The organism is Pseudomonas sp. KBN12P06040 (assembly GCF_037574965.1).
GTDB classification, from domain to species: domain Bacteria; phylum Pseudomonadota; class Gammaproteobacteria; order Pseudomonadales; family Pseudomonadaceae; genus Pseudomonas; species Pseudomonas aeruginosa.
In genome coordinates this window covers 2,023,666-2,044,787 of record NZ_JBBELS010000001.1, presented here as the reverse complement: position 1 = coordinate 2,044,787, position 21,122 = coordinate 2,023,666, and the positions used below count along the sequence as shown (strand labels likewise).

The window sequence follows — 21,122 nt, the reverse complement described above, 5'->3', positions numbered from 1 at the left end:
TGAGGCAAACGAAGTAGGTCGGCGCATGCCCGAGCAGCGCCAACTCACTACAAATCAACGACTTGAGTCAAGGATTCGCGCACTCTCGAGGCCCCTCCGCGGGGCGCTCGAATAACCGTCGGAGCTTACCACAGCCCACGCCCCAGCCCAAGGCAAAGGCCCTGGCGGGGACGACCTCCAGTCGCCTCGTTCAATGCAGGCGCTTGCGGCTCATCAGGGCGGCCATGCGCTCGGCGTCAGGACGCTCGACGACGCCACGCTCGGTCACGATGGCATCGATAAGGTCCGCCGGGGTCACGTCGAATACCGGATTATAGGCATCGACCTCGGCCGCCACCCGTCGCCCGCCGATTTCCAGCAGTTCGCGACCGTCGCGCTCTTCGATCGGGATGTCCTCGCCGCTCTCCAGGTTCATGTCGATGGTCGAACTCGGCGCCACCACCATGAAGCGCACGCCGTGGTGCATGGCGTTGACCGCCAGCTGGTAGGTGCCGATCTTGTTGGCGACATCGCCATTGGCGGTGATGCGGTCGGCGCCGACGATGACCCAGGTGATGTTTTCGGTCTTCATCAGGTGCGCGGCGGCCGAATCCACGTTCAGGCTGACCGGGATGCCTTCGTTGGCCAGCTCCCAGGCGGTCAGTCGCGAGCCCTGGAGCCAGGGCCGGGTTTCGTCGGCGTAGATGCGATTGACCAGGCCTTCCAGGTGCGCGGCGCGGATCACCCCCAGCGCGGTGCCGAACCCGCCGGTCGCCAGGGCGCCGGTATTGCAGTGGGTGAGGATGTTCTGCGGGCTGCCCTGCTGCTTGCGGATCAGCTCCATGCCCAACTGGGCCATGGTCAGGTTGGCCTCGCGGTCGCTTTCATGGATGGAGATCGCCTCGGCTTCCAGCACCGCCAGCGGCTGGTCGCCCTCTTTCATTCGCTCCAGACGGTCGCGCATGCGGTTCAGCGCCCAGAACAGGTTGACCGCCGTGGGTCGCGAGTCGGCCAGCAGGCGGAAGTCCTCCTCCAGCGCGGCGCGCCAGTCGCCGCCCTGCGCCAGGCGCGCGCGGGCGCCAAGGACGATGCCGTAGGCGGCGCTGATGCCGATGGCCGGCGCGCCGCGCACGACCATATCGCGAATGGCCTTGGCCACCTCGGCCGCCGACTCGTGTTCGAGCCAGACCTCCTCCTGGGGCAGCAGGCGCTGATCCAGCAACCGCAGCGTACCGTCCCGCCACTCGATCGCCTTGACCCGCTCGGCCGCCAGCAGTCGCTCTCGCATGCACACACCTCTCGCTGAATCACGGAAAAGCTGCGGATTATAACGAGCCCCAGCCGCGGACGCTCGGGTATACTTCCGGCTTCCCGCTCTGCGCCCAGGATGCGCCGCCATGCCCAACGTCCGTAACCCCTTCGACCTCCTCCTGCTGCCGACCTGGATCGTCCCCGTGGAGCCCGCCGGGGTGGTGCTGCGCGACCACGCGCTGGGCATCCGCGACGGCCAGATCGCCCTGGTCGCGCCGCGCGAGCAGGCCATGCGCCATGGCGCCACGGAAATCCGCGAATTGCCGGGCATGCTGCTCGCCCCCGGTCTGGTCAACGCCCACGGCCATTCGGCGATGAGTCTGTTCCGCGGTCTCGCCGACGACCTGCCGCTGATGACCTGGCTGCAGGACCACATCTGGCCGGCCGAAGGCCAATGGGTCAGCGAGGATTTCATCCGCGACGGCACGGAGCTGGCCATCGCCGAACAGGTAAAGGGCGGCATCACCTGTTTCTCCGACATGTACTTCTATCCACAGGCCATCTGCGGCGTGGTCCATGACAGCGGGGTCCGCGCCCAGGTGGCGATCCCGGTACTGGACTTCCCGATCCCCGGCGCCCGCGACAGCGCCGAGGCGATCCGCCAGGGCATGGCGCTGTTCGACGACCTCAAGCACCACCCGCGCATCCGCATCGCCTTCGGCCCGCACGCACCTTATACGGTGAGCGACGACAAGCTGGAGCAGATCCTGGTGCTCACCGAGGAACTCGACGCCAGCATCCAGATGCATGTCCACGAGACCGCCTTCGAGGTGGAGCAGGCCATGGAGCGCAACGGCGAGCGCCCGCTGGCCCGCCTGCACCGCCTCGGCCTGCTCGGCCCACGCTTCCAGGCGGTGCACATGACCCAGGTAGACAACGACGACCTGGCGATGCTGGTGGAAACCAACAGCTCGGTGATCCACTGCCCGGAATCCAACCTCAAGCTGGCCAGCGGCTTCTGCCCGGTGGAAAAGCTCTGGCAGGTCGGGGTCAACGTGGCCATCGGCACCGACGGCGCGGCGAGCAACAACGATCTCGACCTGCTCGGCGAGACCCGCACCGCGGCGCTGCTGGCCAAGGCCGTGTACGGCCAGGCCACCGCCCTCGACGCCCACCGCGCGCTGCGCATGGCCACCCTGAACGGCGCCCGCGCGCTTGGCCTGGAGCGCCTGATCGGCTCCCTGGAAGCCGGCAAGGCCGCCGACCTGGTGGCCTTCGACCTGTCCGGCCTGGCCCAGCAACCGGTCTACGACCCGGTTTCGCAACTTATCTATGCCAGCGGCCGCGACTGCGTGCGGCACGTCTGGGTCGGCGGCAGGCAACTCCTCGACGACGGCCGCCTGCTCCGTCACGACGAACAGCGCCTGATCGCCAGGGCCCGCGAATGGGGGGCGAAGATCGCCGCCAGCGACAGGTCCTGAACCGCGGCGGGCCGCCCCGCTGCGACAAACTGACATAGGAAGGCGAACCGCCGCCGGCCCCATCCCTCCGCCAAAGCTGGCAACATGAAGGATTGGATTCCGCCGCCGCGGCCCTTCCCCCAAAGGCTTCACTCTTCAACGGGAACGATTATGAGCAACGTCGACCACGCCGAGATCGCCAAATTCGAGGCACTGGCCCATCGCTGGTGGGACCGCGAGAGCGAGTTCAAGCCGCTCCACGACATCAACCCGCTGCGCGTCAACTGGATCGACGAGCGCGCCGGCCTGGCCGGCAAGAAGGTGCTCGACATCGGTTGCGGCGGCGGCATCCTCAGCGAAGCCATGGCCCAGCGCGGCGCCAGCGTCACCGGCATCGACATGGGCGAAGCGCCGCTCGCGGTGGCGCGCCTGCACCAGCTGGAATCCGGCGTCGCCGTCGACTACCGGCAGATCACCGCCGAGCAGATGGCCGAGGAAATGCCCGGGCAATTCGACGTGGTCACCTGCCTGGAGATGCTCGAACACGTGCCGGACCCGGCCTCGGTGATCCGCGCCTGCCACCGCCTGGTCAAGCCGGGCGGACAGGTATTCCTCTCGACCATCAACCGCAATCCCAAGGCCTACCTGTTCGCGGTGATCGGCGCGGAATACATCCTCCAGTTGCTGCCGCGCGGGACCCACGATTTCCGCAAGTTCATTCGTCCGTCGGAACTCGGCGCCTGGTCGCGCGAGGCCGGTCTCGAGGTCAAGGACATCATCGGCCTGACCTACAACCCGCTGACCAAGCACTACAAGCTGGCCAACGACGTCGACGTCAACTACATGGTCCAGACCAAGCGGGAGGCGTGAAGCGCATGCGGCTCAAAGCGGTACTGTTCGACATGGATGGCACCCTGCTCGACACGGCGCCGGACTTCATCGCCATCACCCAGGCCATGCGTGCCGCCCACGGCCTGCCGCCGGTGGACGAGCAACGGGTGCGCGACGTGGTCTCCGGCGGCGCGCGCGCGATGGTTGCCGCGGCCTTCGGCCTGTCGCTGGACAGCCCGGAAGTGGAACCCCTGCGCCAGGAGTTCCTCGACCGCTACCAGGAGCATTGCGCGGTTCTCAGCCGGCCCTACGACGGCATCCCCGAACTGCTCGCGGCGATCGAGAAAGCCGGGTTGATCTGGGGCGTGGTGACCAACAAGCCGGTGCGCTTCGCCGAACCGATCATGCAGCGCCTGGGCTACGCCGAGCGTTCCAGGGTGCTGGTCTGTCCGGACCACGTGACCCGCAGCAAGCCCGATCCCGAGCCGCTGCTACTGGCCTGTAGCCAGCTCGGCATCGATCCGTCGAGGGTGCTGTTCATCGGCGACGACCTGCGCGACATCGAATCCGGCCGCGACGCCGGGACCAAGACCGCGGCGGTGCGCTACGGCTACATCCACCCCGAAGACAACCCCGCGCACTGGGGCGCCGACGTGATCGTCGACCACCCGCGCGAACTCATCGACGTTCTCGACCGCGCGCTCTGCGACTGCTGATCCGCAGCGCCGCCGACAGACAACGACCCGCCGCCAGGCGGGTCATGCATTCAAAGGATTCGACATGTTCCAGTACTCCGCCCGCCCCGACCTGCTGAAAGACCGCGTGATCCTGGTCACCGGCGCCGGCCGCGGCATCGGCGCCGCCGCCGCCAAGACCTTCGCCGCCCACGGCGCCACCGTGCTGCTGCTGGGCAAGACCGAGGAGTACCTGAACGAGGTCTACGACGCCATCGAGGCCGCCGGCCATCCGCAGGCCGCCGTGATCCCGTTCAACCTGGAGACCGCCCAGCCGCACCAGTTCGAGGAACTGGCGGCAACCCTGGAGAACGAGTTCGGCCACATCGACGGCCTGCTGCACAACGCTTCGATCCTCGGTCCGCGCTCACCGATGCAGCAGATTTCCGGGGAGAACTTCATGCGCGTGATGCAGGTGAACGTCAATGCCATGTTCATGCTGACCACCGCCATGCTGCCGCTGATGAAGCTCTCCAGCGACGCCTCAATCATCTTTACCTCGAGCAGCGTGGGCCGGAAGGGCCGCGCCTACTGGGGCGCCTATTCGGTATCGAAGTTCGCCACCGAGGGCCTGATGCAGACCCTTGCCGACGAACTCGACGGTACCAGCGCGATCCGCGCCAACAGCGTCAACCCCGGCGCCACCCGCACCAGTATGCGCGCCCTCGCCTACCCTGGGGAAAACCCGCTGAACAACCCCACCGGCGAGGAGATCATGCCGGTCTACCTGTACCTCATGGGGCCGGACAGCGCCGGCGTCAACGGCCAGGCCTTCGACGCCCAGTGATTCCCCGGCAGCCTCGCCGCCCGGCGAGGCTGCCCTGTCCTTCCCTTCCCTCTTCCCGTCCGGAACTTCCCATTCTTTTTGCATATTTTTCCCACTGAGTGGGAAAGTGGTTTCATTTTCCGGGAAATCGCCTTCACCCTGTGGGTCAAGGAGTTCCCATGTCGAAGCATTCCCCCACCGATCGCCTGCTGCAGATCCTCATTGCCCTCGGCCAGGCTCCCGAAGCCCTGTCTGCCAAGGAGCTGTCGCTGACCCTGGGGCAGCCGCTGAGCAGCACCTACCGGCACCTGAAGACCCTGTTGCGCTGGGGCCTGGCCGAAGAACAGGCCGGCCAGGGCCGCTACCTGCCCGGCCCGGCCTGCCTGCAACTGGCGAAGAAATTCGATCGCGAGGCCTCGCTGATCGGTCTCGCCAAACCGGAACTCAAGCGCCTGGCCGACCTGAGCCAGGAGAGCGTGGCGCTGATGGTGGCCAGCAACCAGCAGGCGATCTGCCTGGAACTGTTCGACAGTCCGCAGCCGCTGCGCTGCTGCTACCAGAAAGGGCTGGCGCAGCCGCTGTTGCATGGCGCCTCGGCCAAAGCCCTGCTGGCGCACCTGGAGGACGAACGGCGCGAGGAGCTGTACCTCGCCCAGGAACTCTCCGCCGAGCGTATCGACAAGCTGGAGCAGGAACTCCGGCTGATCCGCGAACAGGGCTACGCCGTCAGCCAGGGCGAGATCGACGAAGGCGTCTGGGGCATCAGCGTACCGCTGCTGGACAGCCGCCAGCGCCTGCACGGCGCCCTCAGCCTGATGGCCCCCGCCTTGCGCGCCCAGTCGCGCAGCGAATGCTTGCGGCAATGGACCCTCGACGCCGCCGCGCGACTTTCCGCGCGGCTGGACTGACCGACAGGAGTTTCGATGTACCCCGCCCCCGACATGAGCCTCTGGCAAGGCCGGATCGATAGCCAGGAAGGCGCCGACGCGCGGCGCTGGCACCAATGGATGCGTCCCTACGCAGACGACGCCGAAGCGGCCAGCGTGCTGCTCGGGTTCGCCAGCGACGAAGGCGTGCGCCGCAACCAGGGTCGCCAGGGCGCGCGCCACGGACCGCCAGCCTTGCGTCGCGCGCTGGCCAACCTGGCCTGGCACGGCGAGCAAGCGATCTACGACGCCGGCGACATCGTCGCCGGCGACGATCTGGAAGCCGCCCAGGAATGCTACGCGCAACGCGTCGCCGACCTGCTCGCGTGCGGCCACCGGGTGGTCGGACTGGGCGGCGGCCACGAAATCGCCTACGCCAGCTTCGCCGGCCTCGCCCGCCACTTGAGTCGGCATGAGCGCCTGCCGCGCATCGGTATCCTCAATTTCGACGCGCATTTCGACCTGCGCCACGCCGAACGGGCCAGCTCCGGCACGCCGTTCCGCCAGATCGCCGAACTCTGCCAGGCCAGCGACTGGCCGTTCGCCTACTGCTGCCTGGGCATCAGCCGCCTGAGCAACACCGCGGCGCTGTTCGACCAGGCCCAGCGCCTGGGTGTGCGCTACCTGCTGGACCGTCAGTTGCAGCCGTGGAACCTGGAACGCAGCGAAGCCTTCCTCGACGGCTTCCTGCAATCCGTCGACCACCTCTACCTGACCGTTTGCCTCGACGTACTCCCGGCCGCCCAGGCGCCCGGCGTCAGCGCGCCCTCGGCGCACGGCGTGGAGATGCCGGTGGTGGAGCACCTGGTCCGCCGCGCCAAGGCCAGCGGCAAGCTGCGCCTGGCTGACATCGCCGAACTCAACCCGCAACTCGATAGCGACCAGCGCACCGCCCGGATCGCCGCGCGCCTGGTCGACAGCCTGGTCAACTGATCGCCCTTTCGCCCACACAACAACAATAGAGCCACGCCATGCCGACATTGCACCTGGACGCCCTGTCCACCACCGCCCTCGCCCTGCTCCTGCTCGCCCTCGGCAGCCAATTGAAGAAGCGCAGCCGCTGGCTGACACGTCTGTGCGTACCGTCGCCGGTGATCGCCGGCTTCGGCTTCGCCTTCCTGGTCTGGCTGCTCAGGGATCGCGGCTGGCTCGACATCGGCCTCGACACCAGCCTGCAGACACCCCTGATGGTGGCGTTCTTCACCACCGTCGGCCTCGGTGGCAGCCTCGGCCTGCTGCGCAAGGGCGGCAAGACCCTGCTGGTCTACCTGTCGGCCTGCTGGGCGCTGGCGATACTGCAGAACCTGATCGGCGTCGGCAGCGCCGGACTGCTCGGCCTCGACCCGTTGCTCGGGATCATGGCCGGCGCGGTCTCGCTGGAAGGCGGCTTCGGCGCGGCGGCGGCCTTCGGCCCGGTTGCGGAAGGGCTCGGCGCCCAGGGCGCGACCACCGTGGCGCTGGCCTCGGCCACCTTCGGCATGGTCGCTGGCGGGCTGCTCGGCAGCCCGGTGGCGCGCTGGCTGATCGAACGCAACCGCCTGCCGGTGCAGGCGGAAAGCGACAATCGGCTGGAAGCCCTCGGCCAGCAGGAGCGACGCCAGCATGCGGCGGCCACGCTGGACGGCAATCTCCTGCTGCGCCTGCTGACCTGCGTGCTGCTGGTGATGGTGCTCGGCTTCTGGCTCGGCGACGCGCTCGAGGAACGCCTGGGCCTGGTGCTGCCCAGTTATGTCGGGGCGATGTTCATCGCCATCGTCCTGCGCAACCTCGACGACCGGCTCGGCTGGCTGCGCATTCCGGACCACGCCGTCGGTACCCTGGGCGACGTCTGCCTGGGCATCTTCCTGACCATGGCGATGATGAGCCTGAAGTTCTGGGAGCTGGAGAACCTCGGCCTGCCGCTGCTCGGCGTACTGTTCATCCAGGTCGCGGTGCTGTTGCTACTGACGATCTTCGTGCTGTTCCGCCTGCTCGGCCGCAACTACGACGCCGCGGTGCTCTGCGCCGGCTTCCTCGGCCACGGCCTGGGCGCCACGCCCAACGCGGTGGCCAACATGGGCGCGGTCTGCGAGCACTATCGGGTGTTCTCGCACAAGGCCTTCATCATCGTGCCCCTGTGCGGCGCGGTACTGATCGATCTCGTCGCCATCCCGGCGATCACCTGGTTCATCAACGCCTTCAGTTGAACCATGGCGGCGCTCCGCTAGCGGAGCGCCAGCTTTCCGACGAGCGCCTCGGCCACTCGCCAGCAAAACGCCATTATTCCGTCGAAATCTCTCCGAAATTCCTACAGAATGTGGAAACCATTCCTAGGAAAACCTGTCTGTGCCTCTGATTTCTCCGTTCTTCAGTTGGCTGGCACGAAACTCGCCTTAGCCCTACTGTCGCCGTCTTTCGCGCCAGAGGTTCCGCGCATGGCTCCTCCCAAGCAGTCCAATACCATCGATTTCGACGCCGCCAAGCAGAAGCGCGGCCCCCAGCCCGGCGGCAACGCCAGCGGGCCGCGCGCCAGCAACCTGACGGAGTTGCGCCAGCAACTGACCCTACAGTTGCAGAGCAGCCTGGAGGCAGAGCGGATTCTCGGCCTGTTCTTCGAGGAAGTCCGCCAACTGATCCCGCTGGACGCCCTTGGCTACCGCCATCCGGGCTCCGACCTGCGCCTGGAGTTCGGCAGCAGCGCCAAGCATTCGGTGAGCTATCGCCTGAGCCATGACAGCGACTACCTCGGCGAACTGATCTTCCGTCGCCGCCAGCGCCTCGGCGAAGACGAACAACGGCAACTGGAGAGCCTGCTCGGCACCCTGCTGTTCCCGCTGCGCAACGCCCTGCTCTATCGCGCCGCGATCCAGACCGCCCTGCGCGACGCCCTGACCGGCACCGGCAACCGCATCGCCATGGACCAGGCGCTCGGCCGCGAACTGGAACTGGCCCGGCGCAACCTGCAACCGCTCTCGGTGCTGATGCTCGATATCGACCACTTCAAGCGGGTCAACGACCACTACGGTCACGCCGTCGGCGACGAAGCCCTCAAGGCCGTGGCGGAAACCATCAAGGACCACCTGCGCAATGTCGACATGGTGTTCCGCTTCGGCGGCGAGGAATTCCTCGTCCTGCTGTCCAGCACGCCGCTGCAGGCTGCCTGCATGGTCGGCGAACGCCTGCGCCAGGCGGTGGAGGAACTGGACTACCGGCACGCCGGCGAACCGCTGAAGCTGTCGATCAGCCTCGGTTGCGCCGACCTGCGGCCCGGCGAAGGCAGCGACGACCTGCTGCGACGGGTCGACGAGGCGCTCTACGAAGCCAAGCGCGACGGCCGCAACCGCCTGCGCTGCGCCTGAGGCTTGCCGACTCGCACACCCCGAAGCGCGGAGCGGGCGCATCGGGCGACGGCAGTAGCAACGGCTCTCACCGGCGCAGTCACGGTTTCCGCCAAGGTCCTGCCTCTTATGGCTGCGCCGGCTCGTCCGGGGCGCCATAGGCCTGGCGCAAGCGGACGCGCTTCTCCAGCAGCCAGCCGCTGGTTTCCTTGCCGCCTCGAGCCAGGTACATGACGTTCAGCCACTCGCCGCTCGGCTTGTAGACAGTAACGAAGTCGCCGGGAATCACGAAGACCCCGGTGACACAGTCGGCACGCGGCGCGCTGTGGAAATAGGCGCGCCCCTTGTCGATCACCTCGCCCTCCAGCGGCGGACGGAAGTTGTCCTCGGGGCCGGCCGTCGCCTCGCCAAGGCTTGCACAGCTCTGCGCCGGCATCGCCGCATCCTCGGCCAGCCCGGCGACGCTCCATAGCATGCAGAGCGCGATAGCCAGGATCCTGTGCATTTCACCACCTCCTTGTGTGCGGGCGACCATTAGACACCGATTCCCAGGCATGAAAAAGGCCCCCGAAGGGGCCTTTCCAGGGCGCTTTCCGCTCAGCGGCGGAAGCCCGGACGCATACCGTCGCCGGCCGGTTTCGGCCGCCGCTTGACCTGCGGCTTGCGGGCCGCCGGCTTGTCGCCCGGCGCGCTGGCCGGACGCTCGTCGCGCGGCTTGCTCGGGCGCGGCTTGCGGTTGCTCTCGCGGGGCCGCTCGGCAACCGGAGTGCCCTGCTCGCGCCCCTTGCGCTCGGCGCTCGGCTGCGGACCGCGCGCGGGACGCGAAGCCGGCGCGCGACGAGCGGCATTCTCGCCGTCCTCGCGCCTTGGCGCACGCTTGCGCCCGGCTTCCGGACGCTCGCTGCGCGCCAGCGGACGGGCCTGCTTGCGCTGCTGGCGTTCGGCCTTCTCGCGCGCCTTGGTGGTCATGCCCGGCAGCGCCACCGGCTTGAGGCCGACTTCCTCGCTGAGGATGTCGATTTCGCGCTGGTCCATTTCGCGGTAGCGGCCCATGGTCAGCTCGGAGGTCAGGAACACCGGGCCGAAACGCACTCGCTTCAGGCGGCTGACCACCAATCCCTGGGATTCCCACAACCGGCGCACCTCGCGGTTGCGGCCCTCCATCACTACGCAGTGGTACCAGTGGTTGAAGCCTTCGCCGCCCGGCGCCTGCTGGATATCGCTGAACTTGGCCGGGCCGTCCTCGAGCATCACGCCGTTGAGCAGGCGCTCGATCATCTCTTCGGTGACCTCGCCGCGCACCCGTACCGCGTATTCACGGTCCATCTCATAGGAAGGATGCATCAGGCGGTTGGCCAGTTCGCCATCGGTGGTGAACAGCAGCAGGCCGGTGGTATTGATGTCCAGGCGACCGACATTGATCCAGCGACCGGTGCGCAGGCGCGGCAGGCGGTCGAAGATGGTCGGGCGGCCTTCCGGATCGTCGCGGGTGCAGACCTCGCCTTCCGGCTTGTTGTAGATCAGCACGCGACGGACACTCTCGGCGGCCTCTTCGCGGCGGATCAGGTGGCCATCGACGGTGATCGCATCGTGGCTGTCGACCCGCTGGCCGAGGCTGGCCACGCTGCCATTGACGTTGACCCGACCTTCGGCGATCCACACTTCTACGTCGCGCCGGGAACCGACGCCGAGACGGGCGAGGACTTTCTGCAGTTTTTCCCCGACCGGTACGTGGGGATTCTCTGGGGTATCGTTCATCTGGGCACCTCCCGGTGTGGCTGGCAACGAATCGAAGGGCGCGCATCATACGCGCTTCGTCAGGACAAAGCACCGTCCCCGGGCGGAAACCCGGACAATCCCGCTACACTAGGCCGGGTTCACCCACCCCGCCACCCGGAGGCCCCGGTGCACGATGTCCCTCCCTTCAGCGGCGCCAAGCTGGCGCTGTTCTATGGCGACCACTTGGTCGTCTACAAACGCGACGAAAAACCCGGCATTCCCTTCCCCGGCTACTGGGACTTTCCCGGCGGCGGCCGCGAGGGCCTGGAGACGCCTGCCGAATGCGCCCTGCGCGAACTCGAGGAAGAGTTCTCCATCCGCCTGGAAGAACCTCGTATCGAATGGCAGCGACAGTATCCGAGCACCAGCGGCAGCGCGCCCTTCGCCTACTTCCTGGTGGCGCGCCTGGAGGACCGCGAATTCGAGGCCATCCGCTTCGGCGACGAAGGACAATACTGGCGATTGATGGAGGTGGACGCCTACCTCGCGCATGCCATGGCCGTACCCTACCTGCAGAGCCGGCTCGGCGACTATCTGCGGGAACGCCGGCGCATCGGCGAATAACGCCGATGACGTCAGCCGTTCCATGCCCCGGATAATCCGGACGGCATAAAAAAACCCGGCCGAAGCCGGGCATGCCCAGGCGGGCAGTCTCAGTGTCTGCGGTGCTCGGCGAAGCGCTCCAGGGCTTCGCGGCTGAGGCGCTCGACCTGGGCCCAGTCGCCGCGGTCGACCACGGCCTTGGGCAGCATCCAGGTGCCGCCGACGCACATCACGTTGGGTACCGCCAGGTAGTCGGCGAGATTGTTCAGGCTGACGCCTCCGGTGGGGCAGAAGCGGATATCGGGGAATGGTCCCGAGAACGCCTTCAGCGCCGCCGGGCCGCCGCTGACCTCGGCGGGAAACAGCTTGAAGCGGCGGTAGCCATGGCGGTAGGCGAGCATGATCTCGGAAGCGCTGGCCACGCCGGGCAACAGCGGGACTTCGCTGTCCAGGGCGAAGCGCAGCAACTCGTCAGTGCATCCCGGGGTGACCACGAAGCTCGCCCCGGCCTTTTCCGCGGCGGCGAAGGTCTGCGGGTCGAGCACGGTGCCGGCGCCGATGCGCAGGTGCGGGCGCTCCTCGCTGAGGCGACGGATGGCGGTCAGCCCGTGTGCCGTGCGCAGGGTGATCTCCAGGGCGGTCAGGCCGCCGGCGGCGAGGGCATCGGCCATCGGCAGGATGTCCGCCTCGCGGTCGATGGTGATCACCGGGAGGATGCGCGCCTCCCGGCACAGCGTGTCGATGCGGGCGGTCTTCTGTTCAAGGTTGTGCATGGCTACAGCTCCGCCACTCAGGGGTACCAATGGATCGTCAGCGGCGCGCGGAGGAAGGCGCGAACCGGCATCCGCCGTTCGTCCTCGACCGCCAGCGCGGTGTTCAGGGTGGCCAGCTTGGACTGGCCCTGGATCGCCAGCAGCTGCACCTTCGCCGCCGCCAGCACGGCGCGCGGTAGGGTCAGGCGCTGGTGCGGCACGCTCGGCGCCCACATCGGCAGGCAACGGCGCGTGCCCTGGGGATCCATCGCCAGGTCCAGGCCAGGGCTGTTCGGGAACAGCGAGGCGGTATGGCCGTCGTCGCCCATGCCAAGGACCAGCACGTCGATCGGCAACGGCAGCTCGTGCAGGTGGTGGTCGGCCAGCTCGGCCGCTTCCTCCAGGCTCGCCGCCGGCTGGTAGAGGCCGATGAAGCGCGCCTTCGCCGCCTCGCCACGGAGCAGGTGGCGGCGAACCAGGCCGGCGTTGCTATCGGCATGCGACTCCGGCACCCAGCGCTCGTCGGCCAGGCTGAGGGTGATCCGCGACCAGTCCAGCGGCTCCTCGCTCAAGGCTTCGAGGAAGGCCACCGGACTGCGCCCACCGGACACCACCAGCAGCGCCTGGCCCTGCTCGGCCAGCGCCGAGCGCAACCGGCCGGCGACCTCGGCGGCCAGGCCGCGGGCCTGCTCGGCGGCGCTGCCCCAGACCTGCAGGCCGACGCCGGCCGGCAGCTTCAACTCAGAAATCGCCATACCAACTCCTCCCATCGCGGGCCACCAGGGCCACCGAGGCCACCGGCCCCCAACTCCCCGCCGGATACGGCTTGGGCGCTTCGCTCAGGCGTTCCCAGCCAGCGATCAGCTGGTCGCACCACTTCCAGGCGAACTCCACCTCGTCCTTGCGCACGAACAGGTACTGGTTGCCCTGGGTGACCTCCAGCAGCAGACGCTCGTAGGCATCGGGAATCCGCGCCGCGTGGTAGGTCTCGGAAAAACTCAGTTGCAGCGGGCCGGTACGCAATTGCATGCCCTTGCCCAGGCCCTGGTCCTTGGTCATCACTTGCAGGGAGATACCTTCGTCCGGCTGCAGGCGGATGATCAGCCGGTTGCTGATCAGCGAACGCTGCTCGGGAGCGAAGATGTAGTGCGGCGGCTCCTTGAAGTGGATGACGATCTGCGACAGCTTCTGCGGCATGCGCTTGCCGGTGCGCAGGTAGAACGGCACGCCCGACCAGCGCCAGTTGCGGATGTCCACGCGCAGGGCGACGAAGGTTTCCGCGTCGCTGTCGCGATTCGCATGTTCCTCCTCCAGGTAGCCCGGCACTGCCTTGCCGTCGCTGAAACCGGCGGTGTACTGCCCACGCACCACGCGCGAAGCCAGTTGTTCGGCGGGAATCGGCTCGAGGGCGCGGAGCACCTTGACCTTCTCGTCGCGAATGCTGTCCGCCGAAAGGTCGCTGGGCGGATCCATGGCGATCAGGCAGAGCAGTTGCAGCAGGTGGTTCTGCACCATGTCGCGCAGTTGCCCGGCCTGGTCGAAGTAGCCCCAGCGGCCTTCGATGCCGACCTTCTCGGCCACGGTGATCTCCACGTGGGAGATGTGGTTCTGGTTCCACTGGGTCTCGAAGAGGCTGTTGGCGAAGCGCAGGGCGATCAGGTTCTGCACCGTCTCCTTGCCCAGGTAATGGTCGATCCGGTAGATGCGGCTTTCCGGGAAGAACCGGGCGACTGCCTCGTTGACCTCGCGGGACGACTCCAGGTCATGACCGATGGGCTTCTCCAGCACCACCCGGGTGCGCTCGGCGAGACCGGCGGCGGCGAGGTTCTCGCAGATGCCGCCGAACACCGAGGCCGGCGTGGCGAAGTAGGCGACCAGCGGCAGTTCGTCGTCCACCGCCTCGCGCAAGCCGACATAGGCCTGCGGGTCGAGGAAGTCCATGCTCAGGTAGTCGAGGCGTTCGCGGAAACGCTGCCAGACCGCGTCGTCCCACTCCTTCGCCGGCACCGCCAGGCGCAGGCGCTGCTCCAGCGTCGCCAGGTGTTCGGCGGGAGCGCCTTCGTCACGGGCCAGGGCCAGGACGCGGGTATCGCGGTGCAGCAGGTTCTCGCGATCGAGTTGGTAGAGCGCCGGGAACAGCTTGCGCAAGGCGAGATCGCCCAGCGCACCGAACAGCGCTAACGTGCAAGGCAGAACGCGGACATCAGGCATTTGTTGTTACCAACCAAATATTGAGTGATATTGAGCCATCCACTGCGCAATTAAGACAAATATGTAGTAATTAAACAACATATTTTTCCCAGCCCGCCACGCTGTTGGTCGCATGCCGGCCTGACGTTAGGATAGGCGCCGCCGCCGGCCCTTCCCCGCCGGGCCGACAGAACACGAGGAACCCGGATGAAAAACCTGCTGGAGCAGATCCAGAGCCGCCTGGACGAACTGAACAAGGCGGAGCGCAAAGTCGCCGAGGTCATCCTGCAGAACCCGCAGCAGGCCACCCGCTTCAGCATCGCCGCCCTGGCCCAGGCGGCAGCGGTCAGCGAACCGACGGTGAACCGCTTCTGTCGCTCCTTCGGCATGAGCGGCTATCCGGAACTGAAGATCCAGCTGGCCCAGAGCCTGGCCAGCGGCGCTGCCTTCGTGACCCAGGCGGTAGCCGAGGACGACGGGCCGGAAGCCTATACACGGAAGATCTTCAGCAACACCATCGCCTCCCTCGACAGCGCCCACAAGCTGCTCGACCCACGCGTCATCGACCGCGCCGTGGACCTGTTGATCCAGGCCCGGCAGATCCACTTCTTCGGTCTCGGCGCCTCGGCCTCGGTAGCGCTCGACGCGCAGCACAAGTTCTTCCGCTTCAACCTGGCGGTGAGCGCCCAGGCCGACGTGCTGATGCAACGGATGATCGCCTCGGTGGCGCATACCGGCGACCTGTTCGTGGTGATTTCCTATACCGGACGCACCCGCGAGCTGGTGGAGGTGGCGCACCTGGCGCGGGAGAACGGCGCCTCGGTGCTCGGCCTGACCGCCGCCGGCTCGCCGCTGGCCAGGGCCAGCACCCTGTGCCTGGACATCCCGCTGCCGGAAGACACCGACATCTACATGCCAATGACTTCGCGGATCGTCCAGCTCACCGTGCTCGACGTACTGGCCACCGGAGTGACCCTGCGCCGCGGCGTGGACTTCCAGCCGCACCTGCGGCGGATCAAGGAAAGCCTGGTGCCGACCCGCTATCCCCTCGACGAGGACAACTGACCGCCCGCCTATTGCAGGCCGGCGGCGAGACTCAGGCGCATGCGTTCGCCGGGCGCCAGGATCAGCCCACCCGGGCGGTAGCCAGCGGCGCCGATACAGAGGAAGCGTTCCGCTTCGCCCGGCTCGACCTGCTCCACCGGGCGGCTGCCGGGGTGCCAGATCACGCTGCCGGCGCTGACGTTCTTGTCGATCCGCAAGCGGCGGTTCCAGCCGCCGTCCTCCAGCACCAGCGATCCGGGATGGTAGAGCACCTGCTTGACCGCGCCGCGCGGTATCCAGGTTCCCGGAATCCGCGAAGCGCCGCGCTGGCCGCGAGCCGACTCCAGCTCCATGCCGTGCACCACCACCCGGCTCAGCGCGCCGACCCGCCAGTAGGGCTGCAGGGCGAAGCTGAACAGGCAATCGTCGTCTTCCTCATGGTAGCTGCACAGCTCCAGCTCCAGGCGCTGGCCAAGGCGCGCATCGAGGCGCACGTGCCAGTCCTCCAGGTCCAGTTGCCAGCTCACCACCACCTTGCTTTCGTCGGCGTAGGCATCCAGCAGGCGCCATTCGCGTTGCCGCGCCCAGCCCTGCTGCGGCCATTCGCTGCCGTTCGGATGGCTGCCGAACCACGGCCAGCAGACCGGGATGCCGCCGCGCACCGGCGTACTGCTGAGGGCCGGCCATTCGCTGGCGCACCACAGCAACGGGCGTTCGCCCTGCGGCTGGAAATGCAGGAGCTGCGCCCCTTGCCGACTGAATACGGCCTGGCACAGCGGATGGTCGATCAACAGCAGATCGCGACGTTGGAAGCGTACCCAGTCGAACGGTCGCTTGGCCCGCATGGAATGAAAGAAACGCTGCAGCGGATGCTCAAGCATGTCCGATTGTCCTACCCTCTCCCCTTCCCGGAAAGCCCGGGCGTGCATCCGTGTAGTTTTACTACATTTCGCACGCAAGCCCCAAATGATCGGCACAGGAAAAGCGTAGTCGGTTTGTAACAGGCAGCCGGGAAGAGCGGTCGCCGGAAAAAACGGCCCGCCCGAAACGCTCGGGCGGGCCCAGGCACAACACCGGAGCAGGCAACGCGACGGTCAGAACACCGTCTGGATCTTGATCCCCGCCACCAGCGCGTTGTCGACCTCGTCGACCCCGCCCGGCTGCTTGATGTACTGCAGGTTCGGCCGCACCGTCAGCCAGTCGGTCACATGCACCCCGTAGTACAGCTCGGCGTTGTACTCGGTGTCCTGCAGCGGCTGGTACAGCGGGTTGTCGTAATCGTCGATGCCGTTCACCTGGTTCACCAGGCGCTGGCGCTTCTTCACATCGTCGTTGACGTGGATGCGCGCGATGCCCAGGCCGATGTCGTCCTTCGGCCGCGCATCGAACGGACCCTTGTAGACCACCCCGAGCTGCTGGTAGTTGTCCACCACGTTGGTCGCCTTGTCGTGGACCGTCAGGTTGGCGAACAGGCTCAACCCGCGCGAAGCATCGCCGTTGTGCGAAGTGACCTGCTGCTGCGCCACCACCCACCAGCCATGCTTGCTGCCGCGCGACTTGAAGTCGTTGCCGGTCAGCCCCTGCGGCTGGCCGTCGACGTCGTCGTAGACGTCATCGGCCTTCGCCGTGCTGTAGTAGTAGCCCAGCCGGTACTCGCCCGGCAGTTGCTCGGCGCCGACCTTCGGCTGCCAGATCAGCTCCACCGGCAGCAGCGCGCCCTTGGTCCCGCTGCCGCTCATCTTGAAGCCGTTGCCGGTCTCCAGGTTCGACGGGTTCTGCTCGTAGGCGCCGACCTGCACGTACCAGTCCGGCGCGAAGTTGTACTTCACCCGCAACGCCCACTGGCTGACCGGCCAGTTGTACCAGATGCTCCCCGCCCAGTTGCCCACCTGCGAGCCGCAGAAGGCCAGGTTCTGGAAATCGCAGGGGAAGCTGTTGAAGTCCTCGCCCTCGCCGAAACGGCCGAATTTCACGTCCAGCGCGCCGTCGAAGTACTGCTGCTTGAGCCACAGCTGGGTCAGCCGCCAGGTCTGCCCGCGGCCCCAGACCTCCTGCACCGAGCTGATGTGCCCGGCACGCGGGTCGCCGATGCGGTCGTTGGAAAGGTTCTTGCCGTTGCGCTCGGTGACGGTGAACTGGAACTCGGTAGCCTTCCAGCCGAGGATCTTCTCCAGGTCCATGTGCACGCCCAGGGCGAACTGGTCGGTGTAGCGTCCTGTCTTGTCGTCGTCATAGCCGCCGTCGAGGTTGGCCGCCGCCTCGCCGACGTACTCCAGCTTGAAGTCGTAGCCCTTCTCCAGCAGCTCGGTGCGCTTGCCGCCCCAGTCGCCGAGCATCCATTTCGAGTTCGGGGAGAACGCCTCGGCGGCGTGCGCCGCGCTCCCCAAGCCCAGCGCTCCAAGGGCAAACAGGCAGCCAACGGTCCTGGCGGCCGGTCTGGTTTTCTTGTTCTTGTACATTTCCAGCGTCCTCGTGGTTGTGGTCTAGGCAGTACGAAAGGATTCAGGAGTTCTTCTGGCGATTGCCGTTCAAGGCGGTGACCTTCTCCGCCGCCACGCCCGCCGTGCGCACGGCCACGCGCTCGCCGCTCTGCGCGTCGAACAGCAGGACCCGCGCGGGATCGAAGCGCAGGCTCATGCCGCTGCCCGCGGCCGGCGCGACGTCCGGCGCCAGGCGGCAACAGACCTTGACCTGGTTGACGGTGACGAAGACCAGGGTGTCCGGCCCGGTCGGTTCGAGCACCTCGACCTCGGTACGCAGGTCATGGGCAGCGCTGCCATCGCCCAGGGCGATCTGCTCCGGTCGTACGCCGAGGATCAGCTCGCGCCCCTCCTCCAGGCCGGGCTCCAGGCTCAGCGGCAGTTCGATACGGTCCTGGCCGCTATCGAGCAGGCCGGTCCAGCGTCCGTCCCGGCGCTGCAGGCGCAACGGAATGAAATTCATCGGCGGCGAACCGATGAAGCTGGCGACGAACAGGTTGGCCGGGTCGTTGTAGATCTGCTGCGGCGTGCCGAACTGCTGGATGACGCCGTCCTTCATCACCGCCACCTTGTCGCCGAGGGTCATGGCCTCGATCTGGTCGTGGGTGACATACACGGTCGTGGTCTTCAGCCGCTGGTGCATCAGCTTCAGCTCGGTGCGCATTTCCACCCGCAGCTTGGCATCGAGGTTGGACAGCGGCTCGTCGAACAGGTAGACCTTGGGCCGCCGCGCCAGCGCCCGGCCCATGGCCACCCGCTGCTGCTGGCCGCCGGAGAGCTGCGAGGGCTTGCGTTCGAGCAGGTGCTCGATCTGCAACAGCCTGGCCACCCGCGCCACCTCCTCGTCGATGGCGGCCTGGGGCATCTTGCGGATCTTCAGGCCGAAGGCGATGTTCTCGCGCACGCTCATGGTCGGGTACAGGGCGTAGGACTGGAAGACCATGGCGATGTCGCGGTCCTTGGGGCTCATGCCGCTGATGTCCTGGCCGTCCACCAGGATCGCACCGCCGGTGATGCTCTCCAGCCCGGCGATGCAGTTCATCAGGGTCGACTTGCCGCAACCCGAGGGCCCGACGAGGATCAGGAATTCGCCGGAGTCGATCTTCAGCCGGATGTCCCTGAGGGTATCGGCCAGGCCGCTGCCGTAGCTCTTGTGCAGGTTGCGCAGTTCGAGGGTTGCCATGTTTCGTTCGTCTCCGGGGTCAGCGACCCGTCTCAGCCTTTCACGGCGCCGGCGGTGAGGCCGCGCACGAAGTACTTGCCGGCCAGTACGTAGACCACCAGCGTGGGCAGCGCGGCGATCATCGCCGCGGCCATGTCGACGTTGTATTCCTTGACCCCGGTGGTGATGTTCACCAGGTTGTTCAGGGCCACGGTGATCGGTTGCGAATCGCCGCTGGCGAACACCACGCCGAACAGGAAGTCGTTCCAGATCTGGGTGAACTGCCAGATCAGGCAGACCATCACGATGGGCGTGGACATCGGCAGCAGGATGCGCAGGAAGATGGTGAAGAAACCGGCGCCGTCCAGGCGCGCGGCCTTGACCAGGGCATCCGGGATCGCCACGAAATAGTTGCGGAAGAACAGCGTGGTGAAGGCCAGGCCGTAGATCACGTGGACCAGCACCAGGCCACTGGTGGTATTGGCCAGGCCGAGCTTGCCGAGGGTGAAGGACATCGGCAGGAGGATCACCTGGAACGGTAGAAAGCAGCCGAACAACAGCGCGCCGAAGAACAGCTGGGAACCGCGGAAGCGCCACATCGACAGCACGTAGCCGTTCAACGCGCCGATGAAGGTGGAGATCAGCACGCCGGGCACGGTGATCAGCACCGAGTTCCAGAAGAACGCGCCGACGCTGTCCCAGGCCTTGAGCCAGCCGATGACGGTGAAGGTGTCGGGCAGCGACAGCAGGTTGCCGGTGCGGATGTCGTCCGGCGTCTTGAAGCTGGTCAGCAGCATCACCAGCAGCGGCACCAGGTAAAGCGCGCAGGCGCCCCAGAGGGTCAGGTGCACGGCCAGGCGGCTGACGCTGAAGCTCGGGTTCAGGGACGCGTCACGCATGGCGCTTGCCTCGCAGTTCGGAATACAGGTAAGGCACCACGATCGCCAGCACCGCGCCGAGCATCAGCATCGCGCTCGCCGCGCCGAGCCCCATCTGGCCACGGGTGAAGGTATGCGCATACATGAACATCGCCGGCAGGTCGGAGGAATAACCCGGCCCGCCGGCGGTCATCGCCGCCACCAGGTCGAAGCTCTTGATCGCGATATGGGCGAGGATCATCAGCGCGCTGAAGAACACCGGGCGCAGGCTCGGCAGGACGATGCGCAGGTAGATGGTCGGCAGGCTCGCACCGTCGACCTGGGCGGCGCGCACGATGGCCGGGTCGACCCCGCGCAGGCCGGCGAGGAACAGCGCCATGACGAAGCCGGAGGCCTGCCACACGGCGGCGATCACCAGGCAGTAGACGACCCGCTCCGGGTCCACCAGCCAGTCGAAGCGGAAACCTTCCCAGCCCCAGTCGCGGAGCAGCTTGTCCAGGCCCAGGCCCGGATTGAGCAGCCACTTCCAGGCGGTGCCGGTGACGATCATCGACAACGCCATGGGATACAGGTAGAGGGTACGGATGAAGCCTTCGCGGCGGATGCGCTGGTCCAGCAGCACTGCGAGGAACACTCCGAGCACCAGGCAGATGGCGATGAACGAGCCGCCGAAGAGCAGCAGGTTCTTGCTCGCCACCCACCAGCGGTCGTTGTCCCACAGGCGCTGGTACTGGCTCAGCCCGGCCCACTTGTAGCTGGGCATGAAGCGCGAGTTGGTGAAGGACAGCAGCAGCGTCCAGCCGATGTAGCCATACATGCAGAACAGCACCACGACCACGCTTGGCGCCAGCACCAGCTTCGGCAGCCAGCCTTGCAGGCGATCGAGCGGCGAGACGCGACGAGGCGCTACCGGAGCCGTGGGATAGACAGGGGAATTGGTCGCCATGCGTTTTCTCGCGTGCGAAGGAACCCACCCGTGCCGCTCGGCGGCACGGAGCCAGTCGGGAGGATCGAGCGGAGCCCAGGCCGG

21 protein-coding genes are annotated in these 21,122 nt (G+C 67.0%); 10 read left to right on the top strand and 11 right to left on the bottom strand.

Annotation, left to right across the window (positions count from 1 at the left end):
- Positions 1 to 190: 190 nt before the first annotated feature.
- Positions 191 to 1,267: an S-methyl-5-thioribose-1-phosphate isomerase gene (gene mtnA / locus VQ067_RS09685; protein WP_003091449.1), complete on the bottom strand. Its 1,077-nt coding sequence runs from the start codon at positions 1,265 to 1,267 to the stop codon at positions 191 to 193.
- Between the two features lie 109 nt (positions 1,268 to 1,376).
- On the opposite strand from mtnA, the gene VQ067_RS09680 reads away from it, so the two are divergent.
- The 8 genes from VQ067_RS09680 (at position 1,377) to VQ067_RS09645 (ending at position 9,285) form a co-directional block, all read left to right on the top strand.
- Positions 1,377 to 2,711, top strand: a complete 1,335-nt coding sequence (locus tag VQ067_RS09680; protein ID WP_019395867.1) for a TRZ/ATZ family hydrolase — start codon at positions 1,377 to 1,379, stop codon at positions 2,709 to 2,711.
- A 150-nt stretch (positions 2,712 to 2,861) separates the two neighbouring features.
- Positions 2,862 to 3,560, top strand: a complete 699-nt coding sequence (gene ubiG, locus VQ067_RS09675; protein ID WP_003113434.1) for a bifunctional 2-polyprenyl-6-hydroxyphenol methylase/3-demethylubiquinol 3-O-methyltransferase UbiG — start codon at positions 2,862 to 2,864, stop codon at positions 3,558 to 3,560.
- Positions 3,557 to 4,237, top strand: coding sequence for an N-acetylmuramic acid 6-phosphate phosphatase MupP (gene mupP, locus VQ067_RS09670; protein ID WP_010895650.1), 681 nt, complete (start codon positions 3,557 to 3,559; stop codon positions 4,235 to 4,237). Before ubiG ends, mupP begins: the two co-directional genes overlap by 4 nt.
- Before the next feature lie 64 nt (positions 4,238 to 4,301).
- Positions 4,302 to 5,042 (top strand): YciK family oxidoreductase, encoded by a 741-nt coding sequence (locus VQ067_RS09665; protein ID WP_003113436.1) that lies wholly within the window; start codon positions 4,302 to 4,304, stop codon positions 5,040 to 5,042.
- 158 nt (positions 5,043 to 5,200) lie between these two features.
- Positions 5,201 to 5,929, top strand: coding sequence for an IclR family transcriptional regulator (locus VQ067_RS09660; protein ID WP_003113437.1), 729 nt, complete (start codon positions 5,201 to 5,203; stop codon positions 5,927 to 5,929).
- Between the two features lie 15 nt (positions 5,930 to 5,944).
- Complete coding sequence (hutG, locus tag VQ067_RS09655) at positions 5,945 to 6,880, top strand: formimidoylglutamase (protein ID WP_003113438.1); 936 nt, start codon at positions 5,945 to 5,947, stop codon at positions 6,878 to 6,880.
- A 38-nt stretch (positions 6,881 to 6,918) separates the two neighbouring features.
- Positions 6,919 to 8,133, top strand: a complete 1,215-nt coding sequence (gene gltS / locus VQ067_RS09650; protein WP_003105930.1) for a sodium/glutamate symporter — start codon at positions 6,919 to 6,921, stop codon at positions 8,131 to 8,133.
- Between the two features lie 228 nt (positions 8,134 to 8,361).
- Positions 8,362 to 9,285 carry a GGDEF domain-containing protein gene (locus tag VQ067_RS09645; protein ID WP_003105929.1) on the top strand — a complete coding sequence of 308 codons (924 nt, stop codon included), beginning with the start codon at positions 8,362 to 8,364 and terminating at the stop codon, positions 9,283 to 9,285.
- Between the two features lie 106 nt (positions 9,286 to 9,391).
- Here VQ067_RS09645 and VQ067_RS09640 read toward each other — a convergent pair whose 3' ends face one another.
- The gene (locus tag VQ067_RS09640) at positions 9,392 to 9,769 is read right to left on the bottom strand and encodes a hypothetical protein (protein WP_003138455.1); all 378 of its coding nucleotides are present in this window, start codon (positions 9,767 to 9,769) and stop codon (positions 9,392 to 9,394) included.
- A 92-nt stretch (positions 9,770 to 9,861) separates the two neighbouring features.
- Positions 9,862 to 11,022 carry a 23S rRNA pseudouridine(2605) synthase RluB gene (gene rluB / locus VQ067_RS09635; RefSeq protein ID WP_003113439.1) on the bottom strand — a complete coding sequence of 387 codons (1,161 nt, stop codon included), beginning with the start codon at positions 11,020 to 11,022 and terminating at the stop codon, positions 9,862 to 9,864.
- A gap of 147 nt (positions 11,023 to 11,169) precedes the next feature.
- Between rluB and VQ067_RS09630 the strand changes: the two genes are divergently transcribed.
- Positions 11,170 to 11,607: an NUDIX hydrolase gene (locus VQ067_RS09630; protein WP_003107683.1), complete on the top strand. Its 438-nt coding sequence runs from the start codon at positions 11,170 to 11,172 to the stop codon at positions 11,605 to 11,607.
- A gap of 89 nt (positions 11,608 to 11,696) precedes the next feature.
- On the opposite strand, the gene VQ067_RS09625 is transcribed toward VQ067_RS09630, so the two are convergent.
- From VQ067_RS09625 to zwf, 3 genes are read right to left on the bottom strand one after another with little or no spacing between them, the layout of a single operon-like run.
- The gene (locus VQ067_RS09625; protein ID WP_003138452.1) at positions 11,697 to 12,359 is read right to left on the bottom strand and encodes a bifunctional 4-hydroxy-2-oxoglutarate aldolase/2-dehydro-3-deoxy-phosphogluconate aldolase; all 663 of its coding nucleotides are present in this window, start codon (positions 12,357 to 12,359) and stop codon (positions 11,697 to 11,699) included.
- 17 nt (positions 12,360 to 12,376) lie between these two features.
- Positions 12,377 to 13,093 carry a 6-phosphogluconolactonase gene (pgl, locus tag VQ067_RS09620; protein ID WP_003130495.1) on the bottom strand — a complete coding sequence of 239 codons (717 nt, stop codon included), beginning with the start codon at positions 13,091 to 13,093 and terminating at the stop codon, positions 12,377 to 12,379.
- Positions 13,080 to 14,549, bottom strand: a complete 1,470-nt coding sequence (zwf, locus tag VQ067_RS09615) for a glucose-6-phosphate dehydrogenase (RefSeq protein WP_003091465.1) — start codon at positions 14,547 to 14,549, stop codon at positions 13,080 to 13,082. The genes pgl and zwf overlap by 14 nt, the downstream gene beginning before the upstream one ends.
- Positions 14,550 to 14,735: 186 nt before the next feature.
- Between zwf and VQ067_RS09610 the strand changes: the two genes are divergently transcribed.
- Positions 14,736 to 15,593, top strand: coding sequence for a MurR/RpiR family transcriptional regulator (locus VQ067_RS09610; protein WP_003091466.1), 858 nt, complete (start codon positions 14,736 to 14,738; stop codon positions 15,591 to 15,593).
- A gap of 8 nt (positions 15,594 to 15,601) precedes the next feature.
- On the opposite strand, the gene VQ067_RS09605 is transcribed toward VQ067_RS09610, so the two are convergent.
- The 5 genes from VQ067_RS09605 to VQ067_RS09585 all read right to left on the bottom strand — a co-directional run bounded on the left by VQ067_RS09605 (position 15,602) and on the right by VQ067_RS09585 (position 21,038).
- Positions 15,602 to 16,453: a D-hexose-6-phosphate mutarotase gene (locus VQ067_RS09605; protein ID WP_340080822.1), complete on the bottom strand. Its 852-nt coding sequence runs from the start codon at positions 16,451 to 16,453 to the stop codon at positions 15,602 to 15,604.
- A gap of 213 nt (positions 16,454 to 16,666) precedes the next feature.
- A complete protein-coding gene (gene oprB / locus VQ067_RS09600; protein WP_003116413.1) occupies positions 16,667 to 18,031 on the bottom strand; it encodes a carbohydrate porin OprB in 1,365 nt (454 codons plus the stop codon).
- 43 nt (positions 18,032 to 18,074) lie between these two features.
- A complete protein-coding gene (locus VQ067_RS09595; RefSeq protein WP_003114840.1) occupies positions 18,075 to 19,235 on the bottom strand; it encodes an ABC transporter ATP-binding protein in 1,161 nt (386 codons plus the stop codon).
- A 32-nt stretch (positions 19,236 to 19,267) separates the two neighbouring features.
- Entirely contained in the window at positions 19,268 to 20,113 is an 846-nt protein-coding gene (locus tag VQ067_RS09590; protein WP_003091470.1) for a carbohydrate ABC transporter permease, read from the bottom strand.
- Positions 20,106 to 21,038 (bottom strand): carbohydrate ABC transporter permease, encoded by a 933-nt coding sequence (locus tag VQ067_RS09585; RefSeq protein ID WP_003091471.1) that lies wholly within the window; start codon positions 21,036 to 21,038, stop codon positions 20,106 to 20,108. Before VQ067_RS09585 ends, VQ067_RS09590 begins: the two co-directional genes overlap by 8 nt.
- Positions 21,039 to 21,122 lie beyond the last annotated feature (84 nt).